13 protein-coding genes are annotated in these 17,926 nt (G+C 71.1%); 11 read left to right on the forward strand and 2 right to left on the reverse strand.

The annotated features are described in order from the left end of the window. Positions 1-164 precede the first annotated feature (164 nt). On the forward strand, positions 165-3,992 hold the full coding sequence (locus ACIRP2_RS24705) for a glycosyltransferase (RefSeq protein WP_404253697.1): 3,828 nt from the start codon (positions 165-167) through the stop codon (positions 3,990-3,992). Next, positions 3,989-5,512: a DUF5719 family protein gene (locus tag ACIRP2_RS24710; RefSeq protein WP_404253699.1), complete on the forward strand. Its 1,524-nt coding sequence runs from the start codon at positions 3,989-3,991 to the stop codon at positions 5,510-5,512. The genes ACIRP2_RS24705 and ACIRP2_RS24710 overlap by 4 nt, the downstream gene beginning before the upstream one ends. Positions 5,513-5,559: 47 nt before the next feature. On the opposite strand, the gene ACIRP2_RS24715 is transcribed toward ACIRP2_RS24710, so the two are convergent. Next, positions 5,560-5,988, reverse strand: coding sequence for a metallopeptidase family protein (locus ACIRP2_RS24715; protein ID WP_404253701.1), 429 nt, complete (start codon positions 5,986-5,988; stop codon positions 5,560-5,562). Between the two features lie 322 nt (positions 5,989-6,310). On the opposite strand from ACIRP2_RS24715, the gene ACIRP2_RS24720 reads away from it, so the two are divergent. The 8 genes from ACIRP2_RS24720 to ACIRP2_RS24755 all read left to right on the forward strand — a co-directional run bounded on the left by ACIRP2_RS24720 (position 6,311) and on the right by ACIRP2_RS24755 (position 15,100). Beyond that, complete coding sequence (locus tag ACIRP2_RS24720; RefSeq protein WP_351081039.1) at positions 6,311-6,688, forward strand: DUF3499 domain-containing protein; 378 nt, start codon at positions 6,311-6,313, stop codon at positions 6,686-6,688. 448 nt (positions 6,689-7,136) lie between these two features. After that, entirely contained in the window at positions 7,137-8,510 is a 1,374-nt protein-coding gene (locus tag ACIRP2_RS24725; protein WP_404253703.1) for a phosphomannomutase/phosphoglucomutase, read from the forward strand. A 262-nt stretch (positions 8,511-8,772) separates the two neighbouring features. Then, positions 8,773-8,955 carry a Trm112 family protein gene (locus tag ACIRP2_RS24730; RefSeq protein ID WP_328894320.1) on the forward strand — a complete coding sequence of 61 codons (183 nt, stop codon included), beginning with the start codon at positions 8,773-8,775 and terminating at the stop codon, positions 8,953-8,955. Between the two features lie 56 nt (positions 8,956-9,011). Then, a complete protein-coding gene (locus ACIRP2_RS24735) occupies positions 9,012-10,148 on the forward strand; it encodes an SIS domain-containing protein (protein WP_404253705.1) in 1,137 nt (378 codons plus the stop codon). Between the two features lie 106 nt (positions 10,149-10,254). Continuing rightward, positions 10,255-11,436: a mannose-6-phosphate isomerase, class I gene (gene manA, locus ACIRP2_RS24740; protein ID WP_404253707.1), complete on the forward strand. Its 1,182-nt coding sequence runs from the start codon at positions 10,255-10,257 to the stop codon at positions 11,434-11,436. 87 nt (positions 11,437-11,523) lie between these two features. Continuing rightward, entirely contained in the window at positions 11,524-12,534 is a 1,011-nt protein-coding gene (locus tag ACIRP2_RS24745) for a cation diffusion facilitator family transporter (protein ID WP_404253709.1), read from the forward strand. Between the two features lie 332 nt (positions 12,535-12,866). Continuing rightward, positions 12,867-14,324: an adenosylhomocysteinase gene (ahcY, locus tag ACIRP2_RS24750; protein WP_404253711.1), complete on the forward strand. Its 1,458-nt coding sequence runs from the start codon at positions 12,867-12,869 to the stop codon at positions 14,322-14,324. Positions 14,325-14,488: 164 nt separating this feature from the next. Beyond that, on the forward strand, positions 14,489-15,100 hold the full coding sequence (locus ACIRP2_RS24755) for a hypothetical protein (RefSeq protein WP_404253713.1): 612 nt from the start codon (positions 14,489-14,491) through the stop codon (positions 15,098-15,100). A 197-nt stretch (positions 15,101-15,297) separates the two neighbouring features. On the opposite strand, the gene ACIRP2_RS24760 is transcribed toward ACIRP2_RS24755, so the two are convergent. Beyond that, positions 15,298-16,299, reverse strand: coding sequence for an RDD family protein (locus ACIRP2_RS24760; RefSeq protein WP_404253715.1), 1,002 nt, complete (start codon positions 16,297-16,299; stop codon positions 15,298-15,300). Positions 16,300-16,419: 120 nt separating this feature from the next. On the opposite strand from ACIRP2_RS24760, the gene ACIRP2_RS24765 reads away from it, so the two are divergent. After that, positions 16,420-17,427, forward strand: a complete 1,008-nt coding sequence (locus ACIRP2_RS24765; protein ID WP_404253717.1) for a stage II sporulation protein M — start codon at positions 16,420-16,422, stop codon at positions 17,425-17,427. Positions 17,428-17,926 lie beyond the last annotated feature (499 nt).

Raw genomic sequence — 17,926 nt, forward strand, 5'->3', positions numbered from 1 at the left:
TTCGTCGTCGTCCCCGTTCAACCGCTCGGCGCCATCGTGGTTATCCGTACCGTTAGTGTGGGGCTCCGTCCGAGACGCGCCAACGCCCCGACGGAGCGCGCGTGTACACCGATGCAGCCCCCGGGGGGACGCCCCCCGGACCCGGCCGGAGGGCCCGTACCTCGATGTCCGTGCACAGCCAACCGACGGCGCCGTACGCGGCCGCCGCCGCCCCAGAGTTCCCCCGGCATGTCGTCACCGCCGTGCTCGTCTCCCATGACGGCGCACGCTGGCTGCCCGACGCGCTCGCGGGACTGCTCGGGCAGGAACGCCCCGTACAGAACGTCGTCGCCGCCGACACCGGCAGCGCCGACGATTCCGCGCGGCTGGTCACCGAGGCGCTCGGCGCCGAACGCGTCCTGCACCTCGCGCGCCGTACGGGCTTCGGCACCGCCGTCGACGAGGCGATCCGCACGGCCGGCGTCCTCACCCCCGAGGACCTGCCGTACCTCAAGCGCCCCAGCAGCTGGGACCCCGTCAGCAGGACCTGGCGCGACGACGCGTACGACCTGCCCGAACTGCCGCACGGCGAACCCGTGCAGTGGCTCTGGCTGCTCCACGACGACTGCGCACCGGAGCCCGACGCGCTCGCCGAACTGCTGCGCGTCGTCGACACCGACCCGCACGCCGCGATCGTCGGCCCCAAACTCCGTGGCTGGTACGACCGCAAGCAACTGCTCGAAGTCGGCGTCTCCATCGCCAACAGCGGTCGCCGCTGGACCGGACTCGACCGGCGTGAGCAGGACCAGGGTCAGCACGACCAGGTCCGCACCGTGCTCTCCGTCTCCACCGCGGGCATGCTGATCCGCCGTGACATCTGGGAAGAACTCGGCGGGTTCGACCGCAGGCTCCCGCTGATGCGCGACGACGTCGACCTGTGCTGGCGCGCCCACACCGCGGGACACCGGGTGCTCGTCGCTCCCGACGCCGTCCTCAGGCACGCCGAGGCGTCCGCCCGGGAGCGTCGCCCCATCGACTGCGCGGGCCGCTCGGTCGCCTCCCCGCACCGCGTCGACAAGGCCGGTGCCGTCTACACGATGCTGGCCAACGCACGCGGCAAGGTGTTGCCGTGGGTGCTGCTCCGGCTCGTCGTCGGCACACTGCTGCGCACCCTCGCCTATCTCGTCGGCAAGGTGCCCGGCCAGGCCGTCGACGAGGTCGCCGGGCTCTTCGGCACGCTGCTCCGCCCCGGACGGATCCTCTCGGCCCGGCGCGGTCGCGGCAAGGGTGCGGTCGACCAGGCCGAACTGCGCGGACTCTTCCCGCCGCCCGGCGCCACCGTCCGCGCGACCGTCGAGCAGGTCGCCGGAAACCTCGGCGGCGGTTCCGACGCCGACTCGGGCGGCTCCCGGCACGGCGCCGTGGAGTCCGGTCCCGGCGGTGACGACGCCGACTTCCTGGAGATCGAGCAGTTCGCGCGGCTGAAGCGGATCGGGCGCAAGCCGGGCCCGGTGCTCTTCGCCGTACTGCTGCTCGTGTCGCTCGTCGCCTGTCGCGGCCTGCTCGGCGGCGGGGCGCTCGCGGGCGGTGCGCTGCTGCCGGCCCCCGCGGACGTCTCCGACCTGTGGGGCAAGTACGCGGACGGCTGGCACACGGTCGGCACGGGCGGCACCCAGACCGCACCGCCCTATCTGGCCGTGATCTCCGCGCTCTCCGCGCTGTTCCTCGGATCGACCGGCTTCGCGCTCACGCTGCTGCTGGTCTGTTCGGTCCCGCTCGCCGGACTCACCGCGTACTTCGTCTCCAGGCCGCTGCTCGAATCGAGGCTGCTGCGGGCCTGGGCGAGCGTCGCGTACGCCTTCCTGCCCGCGGCGACCGGCGCCCTGGCGACGGGCCGCCTCGGCACCGCCGTACTGGCCGTCCTGCTGCCGCTGATCGCCCGTGCCGCCGTCTCCGCGCACGGCATGCGCGCCGACGGCGACGCCCGCGGCAGCTGGCGTGCCACCTGGGCGTACACCCTGCTCCTCACCTTCGCGATGGCCTTCACGCCCATCGTCTGGCCGCTCGCCGTGGTCCTCGGCATCGGCGTGCTCGCACTGCGTCGCGGGGACATCGCCGCCTACGGGCTCCGCTTCCTCGCGACGATCGGCACACCGCTGCTGGTTCTCGCGCCCTGGTCGCTCTCGCTCCTCACCAGCCCGTCCGCGTTCCTGAAGGAGGCGGGCCTGGACATCGGTTCGGGCACGGCCTCCGCCCTCGACCTGCTCGGCATCAGCCCCGGCGGCCCCAAGGCCGCGGGCGGCGTGCTGCTGCTCGGCATCGTGTTCGCCGCGCTGGCCGCGCTGCTGCGCGGGGAGCGGCAGTTCGCGGTACGCACCGCGTGGGCCGTCGCGCTGGTGGGGCTGGTCTTCGCCGCTCTCGCCAACGGCTCGGGCTGGGCCGGCCCCGCCACCCTCGTCTACGGCATCGCACTGATCGCCGCCGCGCTGGTCGGCGCGGACGGCGCCCGGGTACGGGTGGCCGAGCTCAGCTTCGGGTGGCGCCAGCCGGTCGCCGCGCTGATCGCCGTCGCCGCGGGCCTCGCCCCGGTGCTGGCCGCCGTGGGCTGGATGATCGGCGGCGCCGCTGGTCCGTTGGAGCGCCGCGACCCGGTGCAGGTGCCCGCTTTCGTCGCGGAGGAGAGCACCACCCGCGACCAGCCGCGCACCCTGGTCCTCGGCGGCACCTCGCCCGCCAGCGTGTCCTACACCCTGGTGCGCGGCTCCGGTGCGCGGCTCGGCGACGCCGAACTGGCCGAGGCGGGCGGCAGCAACAGCCACCTCGACAAGGTCGTCGCCAATCTGGTCGCGGGCTCCGGTGCCGACCAGGGCAGCCAGCTCAGCGGCTTCGCGATCCGTTACGTACTGGTGCGGGACGGCGCTCCGAAGGAGATGAGCCGGGTCCTCGACGCCACCCCGGGTCTCAGCCGACTCAGCCAGCTGGACGGCAGTGCCCTGTGGCGGGTCGACCGGCAGGTCGCCCGCATCATGATCGTCCCCTCCGGTACCGACGGCGAACACCTGCCCGTCGGCTCCCTCCCCGTCGAGGCGCACACCAAGATCCCGGCAGGTGGCTCCGGCCGGGTGCTGCGGATCGCCGACGCCGCCGACCCGGGCTGGGAGGCGACGCTCGACGGACGGGCCCTGACCCGGAAGACCGTCGACGGCTGGGCCCAGGGCTTCGAGCTTCCCAGCGAGGGCGGCACGCTGGACCTCACCTACAACGCCCCGTTCACCCGCACCGCCTGGGTCTGGGCCCAGACCGCGCTGGCCGTGGTCCTGCTGGTCCTCGCCCTGCCGGGCCGCCGCCGGGAGATCGACGACGACCTGCCGGAGGAGTCCACGACGGTTTTGGCGGAGTCGGTCGCGGGTGAGGGGCGCCGGGCGCGCAGGCTCCGGGCGGCAGCCCAGGCCGAGGCCGAGGCCGCGCCGGAACCGGCCGGGAACGGATACGACGAGGAGGCGCCGGAGACGGCGGGGGAGTACGTCCCGGCGGAGCAGGCGGGTGAGCACATTCCCGCACAGCAGACGGCCGAGCCGCAGTCGCCGCAGACCGACGGCCAGGACGCCTATGCCGCACAGTCCGACAGCGGCCAGTACGCGGCGGTGCCGCAGCAGCAGTACGGCGAATGGGACGCCCAGCAGTACCAGGGCGGCGACTACCAGCAGTACCAGGACGGGCAGCAGTACCAGGACGGGCAGTACGGCACGCAGCAGGACCTCTCGGCGACCGCCGACCCGTACCAGCAGCAGGCCTACGACCCGTACGGCTATGCACAACAGCAACAGCAGCAGTCGTACGACCCGCAGGCCGCTTACGGCGCGCAGGCCCAGCAGTACGATCCGCAGGCCCCGTACGACCCCCAGGCCCATTACGGCGGGCAGGGCCAGTACGACCCGCAGAACCCCGACGAGAACGCCCCGGGCCAGCACCCGTGGCCGACCGGTAACGCATCGCGAGGCGAGTCCGAGTGAAGTCCACCAGCCTGTCCCTCATCGCGGGCACCGTCGCCCTCGCCGCCGTCACCGGATTCGCCGCGGTCACCGCGCCCGGCGACGGGGGCACGACGGAGGCGAAGACCGCCACCCGACTGCCCGTCGAGCGGTCCAGCCTGCTCTGCCCGGCGCCCGGTCTCTCGGACCTCGCGGAGACGACGTACACGTCCTTCACTCCGGCGGGCGGCGGCGGTGAACCCGGTACGGCCGAACTGAAGCAGTCCACGGCCACCACGGCGGAGGACGCCACGGGCAAGGGCGGGAGCAAGGACAAGAAGGACAAGAAGGAGACGGGTGCCGGAAAGCCGGTCGTCTCCCTCAAGGAACCCGGCAAACCCGCCACCGCCGAAGCGTCCGGTGCCGACACCCCCGCGCTGGTCGGTACCGCCACCGGTCGTCTGGCCCCCGGCTGGACCACTCAGCAGACCACCACCGTCGAGGCCGGCAACGCCCGCGGCCTGCTCGGTGTCAGCTGCACCGGGCCCGACACCGACTTCTGGTTCCCGGCCGCGAGCACCGCGAAGTCCCGCGAGGACTACGTCCACCTCACCAACCCCGACGACACCGCGGCCGTCGCCGACATCGAGCTGTACGGTCCGGACGGCAGCCTCAAGTCCGACGTGGGCGAGGGCATCACGGTGCCCGCCCGGTCCGGCGTCCCGGTCCTGATCTCCACGCTGACCAGCGAGGTGGCCGAGGACGTGACCGTGCACGTCACCACCCGTACCGGGCGCGTCGGCGCGGTCATCAGGACCGCGGACCAGGAGACCGGCAGCGACTGGCTGGCCGCCTCCGCCGACCCGTCGGGCACCCTGGTGTTCCCCGGTATTCCCGCGGACGCCACCTCGGTCCGCCTGGTGGCCTTCGCACCCAGCGACGACGACGCCGATCTGAACCTGAAACTGCTCGGCAAGACCGGTGCGATCTCCCCGAGCGGGCACACGGACCTCCACGTCAAGTCGAGGATGACCGCGGGCATCGACCTGAAGGACGTCACCAAGGGCGAGGCCGGCTCCCTGCTGCTGACCCCGGCCCGCAGCGGGAAGTCCACCCCGGTGGTGGCCGCGCTGCGCGTGGTCCGCGGCAAGGGCTCCGGGCAGGAGGTCGGCTACATCCCGGCAACCGCCCCGGTGGGCGCCCAGGCGACCGTGGCCGACAACCGGGCCGAGGGGTCCACGCTCTCGCTCACCGCACCGGGTGCCACCGCCACCGTGAAGGTCACCGCCTCCGCGGGCAGCGAGGGCGGCGAACAGGTCGTCAAGACGTACACGGTCAAGGGCCGTACGACGCTCGCGGTCACTCCGCCCGTCCCGTCCGGGCTCAAGGGCGGCTACGCGCTGACGGTCCGGACCGAGTCGGGCGGCCCGGTGTACGCCGCGCGCACGCTGAGCCTTCCGCTGAACGGTGTCCAGATGTTCACGGTGCAGACCCTGCCGGACGACGGAGGAACGGTGGAGGTGCCCGCGGCCGTCCAGGACCTGAGCGTCCTGGACGACTGAGCGGACCGGCCCCGGCGGAACCGGTCGCCCTGCCCGGACGGCCGGTCCTACTCCTGCCCGTACCGCGGATCCACCGACTCCGGTGAGAGCCCGAGCAGCTCCGCGACCTGTTCCACCACGACCTCGTGCACCAGCAGGGCACGCTCGTCGCGACTCTTGGTACGGATCTCGACGGGCCGCCGGTAGACGACGATCTGCGCGGGCCGGCCCTTCTCCGCGGAGACCGCGCGCCCCAGCGGCACGGCCTCCTCCTGCGTCCCCGGCACGTCGAGGACCATGAAGTCGACATCGGCCAGCTGCGGCCAGCGCCGCTCCAGCCGTTCCACCGAGTCCTGCACGAGATCACGGAAGGTCTCCGCCCGACTGACCGAGAGCGGCACCTGGGGCGGGGCGACGGGTCCGCGCATGCCGCGGCCATGGCGGTCACGACGACGCGGGCGCGGCTCGGACGGGTGGGGCGGTACGGGACTGTCCATCACTGACGCAGGGTAACCCTCCACGGGGCGGCCGTACCGCCGCTCCCTGACGGGGTGTCGGCCTGTCCAATCCTGAACAATCCGGCCAAGCAGGAGCTCGTTTCCGGCCCAGCTCCTGACCGTTGATCTCCTGCTGAATGACAGCTTTTGTGCCGAGTGGTGACCGGAATCGTTGCCGGTATGACCTGCGCTGCTGCGTTCCGTCGCAGGTCAGGAGGAGTGTCCGGAAGACGTTCGTGCCGGAGGCGGCAGGGCGACACGGAGGGGTGAGCTGAGGGAGAGTCGTCGCAGCCCGCTCAAGAGTGCGGTACCGTCCAACATCGTGAGCCCTGTACGTCGCTGTTCGCGCACCGCGTGCGGCCGCCCTGCCGTCGCGACACTGACGTACGTCTATGCCGATTCGACTGCGGTCCTCGGCCCGCTCGCCACCTATGCCGAGCCCCACTGCTACGACCTCTGTGCCGAGCACAGTGAGCGGCTGACCGCACCGCGCGGCTGGGAAGTCGTCAGGCTCTCCGACCCCTCCGCCCCCACACGCCCCAGCGGCGACGACCTCGAAGCGCTCGCCAACGCCGTACGGGAAGCGGCGCGGCCGCACGACCGCGGCCCCGACGGCAGGGGCGACGGCCCGCAGGCCGCGGATCCGATGGAGGTGGCTCGCCGTGGCCATCTGCGGGTGCTGCGCTCACCGGACTCCTGAGCGAGGCGTGCCGCGGCACGCCTCGAACGAGACTCCCCGTCCCTCCGGTTTCCTGTTCAGGTTCTCCCGGACCGGTCATTGACCAGGATTTCTCATGGACATGGCCCTTTGCTGTGCGTGGGAAATCCGATCGCCCCTGCGCGGTGCGCCCGCAGGTGCGGCGGTCGGCCCGGCCCGACGCGAGGGACACCCGTTGCGCAAGGTGCTCCTGTGGAGCCCGGGACCACTGCTTGTGAGGTGCCCGATCGTCCTGGCGCGGAGCACGACGGTGCTGAGACGGACGGTGCCCCGAGGGCCGTCCGTCCCGCCGCCGGACGACCGAGCGGCAACCGGCCTCCCCGCACGGTGGGCACAACCCGGCATCCGCGCAGCCGCAGGACCTCACGGCCCGCCCGATCGGCCGCCGGGTAGTTTGGGCGGTCCGAAGAAATATCAGGAGGACCGGCCCGTGGCTGCTGATCTGTCGCAGATCGTGAAGGCGTACGACGTGCGCGGGGTGGTGCCCGACCAGTGGGACGAGTCGCTGGCCGAGTATTTCGGGGCCGCGTTCGTCGAGGTGACGGACGCCGAAGCGATCGTGATCGGCCACGACATGCGGCCCTCGTCGCCCGGCCTCGCGGCAGCCTTCGCGCGCGGCGCGGCGGCGCGCGGTGCGGACGTCACCATGATCGGCCTCTGCTCGACCGACCAGCTGTACTTCGCCTCGGGCAGCCTCGGCCTCCCCGGCGCCATGTTCACCGCTTCGCACAATCCGGCGCGGTACAACGGCATCAAGCTCTGCCGGGCCGGCGCCGCACCCGTGGGCCAGGACACCGGCCTCGCCGAGATCCGCGCCCTGGTCGAGAAGTGGTCCGAGGCCGGCGTGGAGCAGCCTGCCGTCACCCCGGGCACCCTCACTGAACGCGAGACGCTTCCCGACTACGCCGCACACCTGCTGTCACTGGTCGACCTCGCATCGATCCGCCCGCTGAAGGTGGTCGTCGACGCGGGAAACGGCATGGGCGGCCACACCGTCCCCACCGTCTTCGCCAACCTTCCCGTGGACCTCGTACCGATGTACTTCGAGCTCGACGGCACCTTCCCCAACCATGAGGCCAACCCTCTCGACCCGAAGAACCTCGTCGACCTCCAGGCCCGGGTCGTGGCCGAGGGCGCGGACCTGGGCCTCGCCTTCGACGGCGACGCCGACCGCTGCTTCGTCGTCGACGAGCGGGGCGCGGGCGTCTCCCCGTCCGCGATCACGGCCCTGGTCGCGGCTCGCGAACTCGCCCGCAACGGCGGCAGCGGCACCGTCATCCACAATCTGATCACCTCGCTCTCCGTCCCCGAGGTCGTCCGCGAGAACGGCGGAACGCCGGTCCGCACCCGCGTGGGCCACTCCTTCATCAAGGCGGAGATGGCCGAGCACGGCGCGATCTTCGGCGGCGAACACTCCGCGCACTACTACTTCCGCGACTTCTGGAACGCCGATACGGGCATGCTCGCCGCGCTCCACGTCCTGGCCGCGCTCGGGGGCCAGCCGGGCCCCCTTTCGGAACTGGTCGCCCAGTACGACCGCTACACAGGGTCCGGCGAGATCAACTCCACGGTCGCCGACCAGCCCGGCCGCACGGCGGCGGTACGCGAATCCTTCGCCCCCCGCGAAGGCGTGAGGACCGACGACCTGGACGGCCTGACGGTCACGGGCCCGGACTGGTGGTTCAACCTGCGGGCCTCCAACACGGAACCCCTGCTGCGCCTGAACGTCGAGGCCCGCGACGAGCGGACGATGACGGCGGTACGGGACGAGGTTCTGGCCCTGGTCCGGGCACCGGTCGCATAGGAAGGGACCGGCCGGACGGTCGCGGGCCCGTCGAGCGGGCCCGAGGGCGCGGGATCCGGCCCGGTCGAGCGGTTCCGGCCTGCTGGGCGGTGCCGATCCGCCTGCCCCGCGACCTCCGCCCGGCCGCGTCCCCACCCGGTCCCCGCGCTCCTCGACCCCGCCTCGCCCCGGCCCGCGCCCCCCGTACCCCAGCGGTAGGCTGACGTCGCCCGATCGATGTGAACCCGAACCGCTTGTTCGAATGCTTGAAGGGACTCACCCCATGCCGCTCGAAGCCGGCCTTCTGGAGATCCTCGCCTGCCCGGCCTGTCACTCTCCGCTCGACGACCGGTCGGCAGCCGACAGCCCCGAGCTGATCTGCACCGGCAAGGACTGCGGTCTGGCCTACCCGGTACGGGACGGCATCCCCGTCCTCCTCGTCGACGAGGCCCGCCGCCCCGCGTAACGGCATCCGTGCCCGAACCCGCACGGTGATCAGCATGTGATCGGAGGACCGTCCCCATGCTCGACGAGTCGCTGCTCGACGCCCCGGAATCGCTGGCCCGAGCAGACCGCCGCGGCCTGCTCCGCGGCGCCGCCGAGGCCGGGGCCCGGGTGCGCACCGCCGCCCGGCACGCGGTGGAGGCCGGGATCGCCTCGCTGAACCCGGAAGGCCGACCCCGCGCCGTACTCATCGCGGGCTCCGGCACCGCCGCGTCCGGCGTGGCCGACCTGATCACCGCCCTGGCAGGAGCCTCCGCGCCCGTCACCCGCATCCACCCCACCGGGGTCGCCCCTGCCGCGGGCGCGCTGCGCTGGACGCTTCCCGGCTGGACCGGCTCCCTGGACCTGCTGCTGATCGTCACGGCCGAAGGTTCCGAGCCCGGCCTCTCCCTCCTCGTCGAACAGGCGTACCGCCGCGGCTGCAGCGTGGTCGCCGTCGCCCCCCGTCAGTCACCCTTGCGCGAGGCGATCGACGGGGCTCACGGACTCCTCGTACCGATGGCCACCGCCCCGCACGGCGAGTACGACGCCGAGACGTCCGCGGCGGGACCCGGCACGCTCTGGGCCCTTTTCACCCCGCTGCTCGCGCTGCTCGACCGGGTGGGCCTGGTCACCGCGTCCGCCGAGGCGCTGCAGAGTGTCGCCGACCGCCTGGACCGCACCGCGGAACGCTGCGGACCGGCCATCGCCACGTACAGCAACCCGGCCAAGACCCTCGCCGCCGAACTCGCCGACAGCCTGCCCCTCATCTGGACGGAGGGCGACGCCGCGGCCCCGATCGGACGCAGATTCGCCGCGGTCCTGGCCGAGCTGTCCGGCCGACCGGCCCTCGCCGCCGAACTCCCCGAGGCACTTCCCGCCCACGGCGCTCTGCTGGCGGGCACCTTCGCCGCCGGCGCCGACCCCGACGACTTCTTCCGCGACCGGGTCGAGGAGCCGGAGCCGCTGCACGCCCGCGTCGTACTGCTCCGCGACCGCCCCACCGGCGGACTGAGCGCCGGCCCCGCCGCCCGCGAACTGGCCCTCGGCCACGACACGGCGATCAGCGAACTCGAACCGGACGAGGGCACCGAACTCGAAGCCCTGGCCGAACTCCTCGCGGTCACCGACTTCGCGGCCGTCTACCTGGCACTCGCGTCGGCAGCCCGCGCCTGAGGACCCGAACAGGTTCCGCACCGCACACCCCACCGTGCCCGCGCCGCCCCACCCCGCCAAGCCCGCCTCCACCACCCCGATCCACGCATCTCACAAGGACGAACCCATGGACCGGCTCTCCAACACCGTGCGCCCTTACGCCTGGGGCTCCACCACCGCCATCCCCGAACTGCTCGGCATCGCCCCCACCGGGGAACCCCAGGCCGAGATGTGGATGGGCGCCCACCCCGGAGCCCCCTCCCGCCTCACCCGCATAGCCGGAACCGGAGAGGCGGGCCGCGAGCAGGCCCTCACCGAGGTCATCGCCGCAGACCCCGAGCGCGAACTGGGCCGGGCCACCGTCGAGAAATTCGGCCCCCGCCTGCCCTTCCTGCTCAAACTGCTCGCCGCCGGTGCCCCCCTCTCCCTCCAGGTCCACCCCGACCTCGCACAGGCCGGGCGGGGCTACGAGGACGAGGAGCGCCGATCCGTCCCGATCGACGCACCCCACCGCACGTACAAGGACGCCAACCACAAGCCCGAGCTGATCTGCGCGCTCACCCCCTTCGCCGGACTGTGCGGCTTCCGCAGGCCCACCGAGGCGGCCGAGGCCATGGCGGCACTCGACATCGACTCCCTCAAGCCCTATGTCGACCTCCTCGGCGCCCACCCCGAAGAGGCGGCCCTGCGCGAGGTCCTCACCGCGATCCTCAGCGCCGACCCGACAGAAATGGCCGAAACGGTGAACCGGGCAGCCGCTGCCGCCGAGCGCCTCGGCGGAGCCCACGCCCCGTACGCCCGGATCGCCCACCACTTCCCCGGCGACCCCGGTGTCCTCGCGGCGATGCTGCTGAACCATGTGGAACTCCAGCCCGGCGAAGCTCTCTTCCTCGGCGCCGGTGTCCCGCACGCCTACCTGGACGGCCTCGGCGTCGAGATCATGGCCAACTCGGACAACGTGCTGCGCTGTGGACTCACGCCCAAACACATCGACGTCCCCGAACTGCTGCGCATCGTCCGCTTCGAGGCGACCGACCCCGGTGTCCTGCGCCCGGAGGCGTCCCCGTCCGGCGAGGAACTGTACGAGACGCCCGTGGACGAATTCCGGCTCTCGCGCTTCGATCTGTCGCCCGGCGCGGACCCCGTCGAACTGACCAGGGACGCCCCACAGATCCTGCTCTGCACCGCGGGCGCCCCGAAGGCGGGCACGCTCGGTCTCACTCCCGGCGCCTCGGTGTTCGTACCCTCGGGCGAGAAGGTCGAAGTGTCCGGTGCGGGAACCCTGTTCCGCGCGACCGTGGTGGTCTGACGTACCGTCCGCACCAACGGCTGCAACAATGTCCGGCCGTACCGCGGCGCCAGGGCCGCGGCACCGAAGAAGGGACACCAGGCACCCATGAGTGCGTCAGGCGGAACCAAGGCGATCGTGGCGGCACTCGGCGCCAACCTCGCGATCGCAGTGGCCAAATTCGTGGCGTTCCTGTTCAGTGGCTCGTCGTCGATGCTCGCGGAGAGTGTTCACTCGGTCGCCGACTCGGGCAACCAGGGACTGCTGCTGCTCGGCGGCAAGAAGGCCCAGCGCGAGGCCACCCCCCAGCACCCCTTCGGCTACGGCCGCGAGCGCTACATCTACGCCTTCCTCGTCTCCATCGTGCTGTTCTCGGTCGGTGGCATGTTCGCGGTGTACGAGGGCTACGAGAAGATCAAGCACCCGCACGAGATCGAGGCCTGGTACTGGCCGGTCGGCGTACTGGTCTTCGCGGTCATCGCCGAGGGCTTCTCCTTCCGCACGGCCATCAAGGAGTCCAACGAGACCCGTGGATCGCTCTCCTGGAAGGAGTTCATCCGCCGCGCGAAGGCCCCCGAACTCCCCGTCGTGCTCCTGGAGGACTTCGGCGCACTGATCGGCCTGGTGCTCGCCCTCGCGGGCGTCGGTCTGGCCCTCGCGACCGGCAACGGCGTCTGGGACGGCATCGGCACCCTCTGCATCGGCGTCCTGCTGATCGCCATCGCGATCGTCCTCGCCGCCGAGACCAAGTCCTTGCTGCTCGGCGAGGCTGCCGGAGCCGACCAGGTCGAGAAGATCAAGGCCGCGGTCGTCGACGGCGACACGGTGACCGGCATCATCCACATGCGTACGCTCCACCTCGGCCCGGAAGAGCTGCTGGTCGCCGCCAAGATCGCGGTGCAGCACGACGACACGGCCACCGAAGTGGCCAACGCCATCAACGCCGCCGAGACCCGTATCCGCGCAGCCGTCCCGATCGCCCGGGTCATCTACCTGGAACCGGACATCTACAGCGAGGCGGCCGCGGCGGCCGGCATCAACCCCGGCAAGGCCCCGGGCGGATCTCCGTCTCCGACCCCCGACGGCCCCTCGGACACCCCGACACATTCCGGCCACTGATCGCACCGACGCACGCACGTCCCACGACCCCCTCTCGACCGTCCGTCCCGTCGGCCCCACCAGTCTTTCGGCCCGCTCTCCCGCCCGCACCGGTATGCCGCTCCTCACCCCGCCCGTCCGGGTGGGCTGGGAGCGGCTGGGCCGATCGGTGTAGATTCGATGCCAGTGTCAGACGTCGCTGCTGATGGCGGTCGATCGGTCCGTACGCGCGGACCGGCCGAGGGAGAGAGGGCCTCCGACGGACTGTGCTGCGAGCACCCGGGCATCCGTATGTCCGGCGCCGCAGAGCCAGCCGTGCCCACCTCGACACCCATCACGAGGAGCAGCCCGTTATGACAACGGTCGCCAATCGCCAGGACTTCAAGGTCGCCGACCTCTCCCTCGCGGCGTTCGGTCGCAAGGAGATCACCCTCGCCGAGCACGAGATGCCCGGTCTGATGTCGATCCGCAAGGAGTACGCCGCCGCGCAGCCGCTGGCCGGCGCGCGGATCACCGGTTCGCTGCACATGACCGTGCAGACGGCCGTGCTGATCGAGACCCTGGTCGCGCTCGGCGCCGAGGTCCGCTGGGCCTCCTGCAACATCTTCTCCACCCAGGACCACGCCGCCGCGGCCATCGCCGTGGGTCCGAACGGCACCCCGGACGCCCCCGCCGGCGTTCCGGTCTTCGCCTGGAAGGGCGAGACGCTCGAAGAGTACTGGTGGTGCACGGAGCAGGCTCTGACCTGGCCGAACACCCCCACGGGCGGCCCGAACATGATCCTTGACGACGGTGGTGACGCCACGCTCCTCGTCCACAAGGGCGTCGAGTTCGAGAAGGCCGGTGCGGCCCCGGACCCGTCGACCGCGGACAGCGAGGAGTACGGCCACATCCTCACCCTGCTGAACCGCACCCTCGGCGAGTCCCCGCAGAAGTGGACCCAGCTGGCGTCCGAGATCCGCGGTGTCACCGAAGAGACCACGACCGGTGTGCACCGGCTCTACGAGATGCACCGCGACGGCACCCTCCTCTTCCCGGCGATCAACGTCAACGACGCCGTCACCAAGTCCAAGTTCGACAACAAGTACGGCTGCCGCCACTCCCTGATCGACGGCATCAACCGCGCCACCGACACGCTCATCGGTGGCAAGACCGCGGTCGTCTGCGGTTACGGCGACGTGGGCAAGGGCTGCGCGGAGTCGCTGCGCGGCCAGGGCGCCCGCGTGATCATCACCGAGGTCGACCCGATCTGCGCGCTGCAGGCGGCGATGGACGGCTACCAGGTGACCACGCTCGACGAGGTCGTCGACAAGGCCGACATCTTCGTCACCACCACGGGCAACAAGGACATCATCATGGCCGCCGACATGGCCAAGATGAAGCACCAGGCCATCGTCGGAAACATCGGTCACTTCGACAACGAGATCGACATGGCCGGCCTGGCGAAGATCGACGGCATCGTCAAGGACGAGGTCAAGCCGCAGGTCCACACCTGGACGTTCCCCGACGGGAAGGTCCTCATCGTGCTGTCCGAGGGCCGCCTGCTGAACCTGGGCAACGCCACCGGCCACCCGTCGTTCGTGATGTCCAACTCGTTCGCGGACCAGACCCTGGCCCAGATCGAGCTGTACACCAAGCCCGAGGAGTACCCGACCGACGTCTACGTGCTGCCCAAGCACCTGGACGAGAAGGTCGCCCGTCTCCACCTCGACGCGCTCGGCGTGAAGCTGACGACGCTCCGCCCCGAGCAGGCCGCCTACATCGGTGTCGAGGTCGAAGGCCCGTACAAGCCCGACCACTACCGCTACTGATCCCGCCCGTCAGCAACCGCGCACGCCACCACCGGGCGGCGGCGACCGACCGCTGACAGACAGAACAGCTTCAGCAGCAGCTACGAGCGCAGGCCCCCGCACCCCCGTGTCGGGGGCCTGCGCCGTACCGCACCCGCTCAGCCCGAGGAACCTCGAAGGACCCCATGCCCCGCGGCCGATATTCGCTCCACGATCTCCACGATCAGACCCTCCTCGGCGAAGAACACTTCCAGTGCGCCCCCGGCCCCTCCGGCTGGCGCTACGTCTCCCGAACCACCGCCCCTTCCGGCGACCACCTCGGTTCCATCGACCTCACCCTCGATGCACTGGGCCGCCCCATCCGCCTCGAACTTCACGCCGCGAGCTGGCAGGTGCGCGGCGCCGCCCTGGAAGGCGTCACCTGGGTCCGCACCGACCCGACCGGCACTCACGCCACCGAAGGCAATGCGCGCGCCCACGCCTTCACCGGCACATCCCCCGCATTCCTCGTCGCGACCGCACGACTGCTGCGTCTCACCCCCACTTCCCCCGCGACCCGTGTCCGCCTGGTCGCCTTCACGGACCCGGTCCTCGCCCCCCGTACCGTCGACCAGTCCTGGGCCCTGGTGCACAGTGAAGCGCACGCCACTGACAACGGCCCGCTGACGGTGGACGAATACCAGGTCAGCGCTTTGGACACCGGTGAACAGCACACCGTGCACATCGCCGGCGACGTGGTCCTCTCGGCGCCCGGCATCGAGCTCGAAGACCTGGAATCCCCACCGTCACCGCACTGAGGTCTTCCGTCCGGATCTTGCCCGGCTCGCGCGCTCCGGCATCGCGCCTCGCCGTGTTGTCGTCGGTCGACATGGCGCCTGCACCGAGCTCTCGGCTCCGTTCGAGCAGGGGAGAGCCCATCCGGCTTCTTCCTCAGCCGCGCGACCCACGGCACCGGGCCCCGCGCACTGATCCGGCCTGATTCGAACGACAGTCCTCAGGCAGGCGGTGCGAACCCCGTCGCAGCGGGCGCTGCCCCGCCCTCCTCCACCACCGGCCCCACGCGAGCGGACGTCACGGCAACCTCCGCAGCCGGCAGGGACTTCACCGGCCGGGATTCCGTCGGCAGGGACTCTGCCGACGGGGAAGCCACAGCTCCACCGCCCAGTGCCCGGCTCCCCGCCTGCCCGTCGGGACCGGCGTGCGCACCCTCGGCCTGCCCGGACCCCACTCGCACCGCACCGCCTCGACCAGTGGCGAGCACCCGCCGCGCATCCCGTGCCTGGCGTTCGTTCACCACTGCCGCCAGATACGCCCCGGCCGGCACCCCCTCGGGCACCGGAACTCCGGTCCGTGTAGCCATCTCCCCGGCCAGCCGTTCCGCCATGGACCAGCCCACCTGCGCGTCGAGCTGATGCATTCGCGTCAGGTACTGCCGTATCGCCAGCCAGAGATCGTCCGGCACCGCCGACAGATCCAGTCCCGCGAACCGCCCGACCAACCACGGCGGCGGAGGCGGCACGGCAGCCGCCCGCCCCGCCGGCACCCGCTCACGTACGACGAGCGTGCCCGCGAACACATCACCGAGCCGCCGCCCCCGCGCCGACACCAGCGAGGCGATACAGGCGACAACCCCGAGTGTCATCAGAACCTCGACGACCCCCATGGCCCCGCGTACCAGAGCATGCCGGAACCGGATGGGCCCGCCGTCGTCACGGACCACTCGCAGCCCGCACGCCAGCTTCCCCAGCGAACGCCCATGGCTGAGCGTCTCCACCGCGATCGGCCCACCCACCAGCACCAGCAAGAAGGACGCGACGGATATCGCCGCGAGCGCAGCGTCGTCCAGCTTCGCCGTCGTCATGGCCAGCCCGATCGACACGAGGACGAACGCCGTCCCCACGAGGGCAAGATCGATGGCCAGAGCCAGAGCCCGACTCGGCAATCTGGCCGGTCGCAGCCCCAGCACGACCGCGTCCCCGGTCACGAGCTCACTCATCGCCACCCCATCCTTCGCCGGTCTTCCCTGCCCGTCGGGGCCTCAGTCTGCCAAGCTGACCCGCAGCGCGCCGCCGTAGTACGAACCCGTACGCACCCATGCCTGGAGCAGCAGCCGACCATGGACCTCGACGTCTTCGTGACCGCCCACCGCACCGAGTGGGACCGCCTGGACCATCTCCTGCGCCGCGGGCGCCGACTCACCGGCGCGGAAGCGGACGAACTCGTCGAGCTGTATCAGCGCACGGCCACGCACCTCTCTCTTCTCCAGTCCAGTACCCCGGACCCGATGCTCACCGCGCGCCTCACTCAGCTCGTGGCCCGCGCCCGGTCCGCGGTGACAGGCACCCGCCGGGCCACTTGGCGCGACGCCACACGCTTCCTGACCAGTGGTTTCCCTGCCGCCGTCTACCGCTCCAGACACTGGTGGATACCCACGGCCGTACTCTCGACCTTGCTGGCCGCAGTCATCGGCTGGTGGATCGGTACGCATCCGGAAGTCCAGTCGGCCATCGCGGCACCGGACGACCTCCGCCGCCTGACGAGTCCCGGCGGGGAGTACGAGACGTACTACTCCAGCCACCCGGCCGCGTCGTTCGCCGCCCAGGTCTGGACGAACAATGCCCGGGCCGCTGCCATGTGCCTGGTCCTGGGAGCGTTCCTCGGCATCCCGGTGATCTGGATCCTCTTCGTCAATGTGCTCAACCTCGGGGTCGGCATCGGACTGATGTCCTCGGCCGGCCGACTCGACACATTCCTGGGGCTGATCCTCCCGCACGGCCTGCTCGAACTCACCGCTGTCTTTGTCGCGGCGGGTACGGGCCTGCGCCTCGGCTGGACGGTCATCGACCCGGGCCCGCAGAGTCGCCGCTCGGCCCTCGCCAAACAGGGCAGAGCGGCGATGGGCATGGCCATCGGCCTCGCCCTGGTCCTGTTCGTCTCCGGCGTCATCGAAGGCTTCGTCACCCCTTCCGGCCTTCCGACCTGGGCGAGAATCGCCCTCGGCATCACGGCCGAGCTGGCTTTCCTCGGGTACGTCTACATCCTGGGAGGCCGAGCCGCGCGAGCAGGCGACCAGGGAGACCTGGATCCCACCGAACGCAGCGCCGAGCTCCCGGTCGCCGCCTGATGTGCGTACGACCCCGCTGACCTGCTAGTCTCCTCTTCGCCCCAAGAGACCGTTGACACGGTGGACCTGGGGAGGTAGATTTTAACGGTTGCGTCGGACTGGACAGGTCCGATCCCAACGGTTAACGTCTAGCTCGCTCTCACCGGAAACATACTTTCCGCAGAGCCATTGATTCTCTCATTCCGAATCACGCAGTCGATCAGTTCGACTGAATGTTTCTGATAAAGTCGAGTCAGCCGAAAGGCAAGGCCACTCCAATCGGCCACCGGAATTCAAATTCGAACCGGAAACGGTGAGAAAAGAGTCTGGTAAGGTTGGAACCGCTGGAAAGGGAAACGCGAGAGCGTGGAACTGGAAAGCAACCCCGCTTCGACCGGGAATCGGACACGAAAGAGTCTGATAGGGTCGGAAACGCAAGACCGAAGGGAAAAGCCCGGAGGAAAGCCCCAGAGAGTGTTCTGCGGGTGAGTACAAAGGAAGCGTCCGTTCCTTGAGAACT

This window comes from Streptomyces sp. NPDC101194 (assembly GCF_044767885.1).
GTDB lineage: Bacteria > Actinomycetota > Actinomycetes > Streptomycetales > Streptomycetaceae > Streptomyces.

Bases quoted from the DNA above. Each gene is read 5' to 3' on its own strand.
- ACIRP2_RS24705 (WP_404253697.1), top strand. From the start codon at position 165: ATGTCCGTGCACAGCCAACCGACGGCGCCGTACGCGGCCGCCGCCGCC.
- ACIRP2_RS24715 (WP_404253701.1), bottom strand. From the start codon at position 5,988: ATGGACAGTCCCGTACCGCCCCACCCGTCCGAGCCGCGCCCGCGTCGT.
- ACIRP2_RS24730 (WP_328894320.1), top strand. From the start codon at position 8,773: ATGCCGCTCGAAGCCGGCCTTCTGGAGATCCTCGCCTGCCCGGCCTGT.
- ACIRP2_RS24735 (WP_404253705.1), top strand. From the start codon at position 9,012: ATGCTCGACGAGTCGCTGCTCGACGCCCCGGAATCGCTGGCCCGAGCA.
- manA (WP_404253707.1), top strand. From the start codon at position 10,255: ATGGACCGGCTCTCCAACACCGTGCGCCCTTACGCCTGGGGCTCCACC.
- ACIRP2_RS24745 (WP_404253709.1), top strand. From the start codon at position 11,524: ATGAGTGCGTCAGGCGGAACCAAGGCGATCGTGGCGGCACTCGGCGCC.
- ahcY (WP_404253711.1), top strand. From the start codon at position 12,867: ATGACAACGGTCGCCAATCGCCAGGACTTCAAGGTCGCCGACCTCTCC.
- ACIRP2_RS24755 (WP_404253713.1), top strand. From the start codon at position 14,489: ATGCCCCGCGGCCGATATTCGCTCCACGATCTCCACGATCAGACCCTC.
- ACIRP2_RS24760 (WP_404253715.1), bottom strand. From the start codon at position 16,299: ATGAGTGAGCTCGTGACCGGGGACGCGGTCGTGCTGGGGCTGCGACCG.
- ACIRP2_RS24765 (WP_404253717.1), top strand. From the start codon at position 16,420: ATGGACCTCGACGTCTTCGTGACCGCCCACCGCACCGAGTGGGACCGC.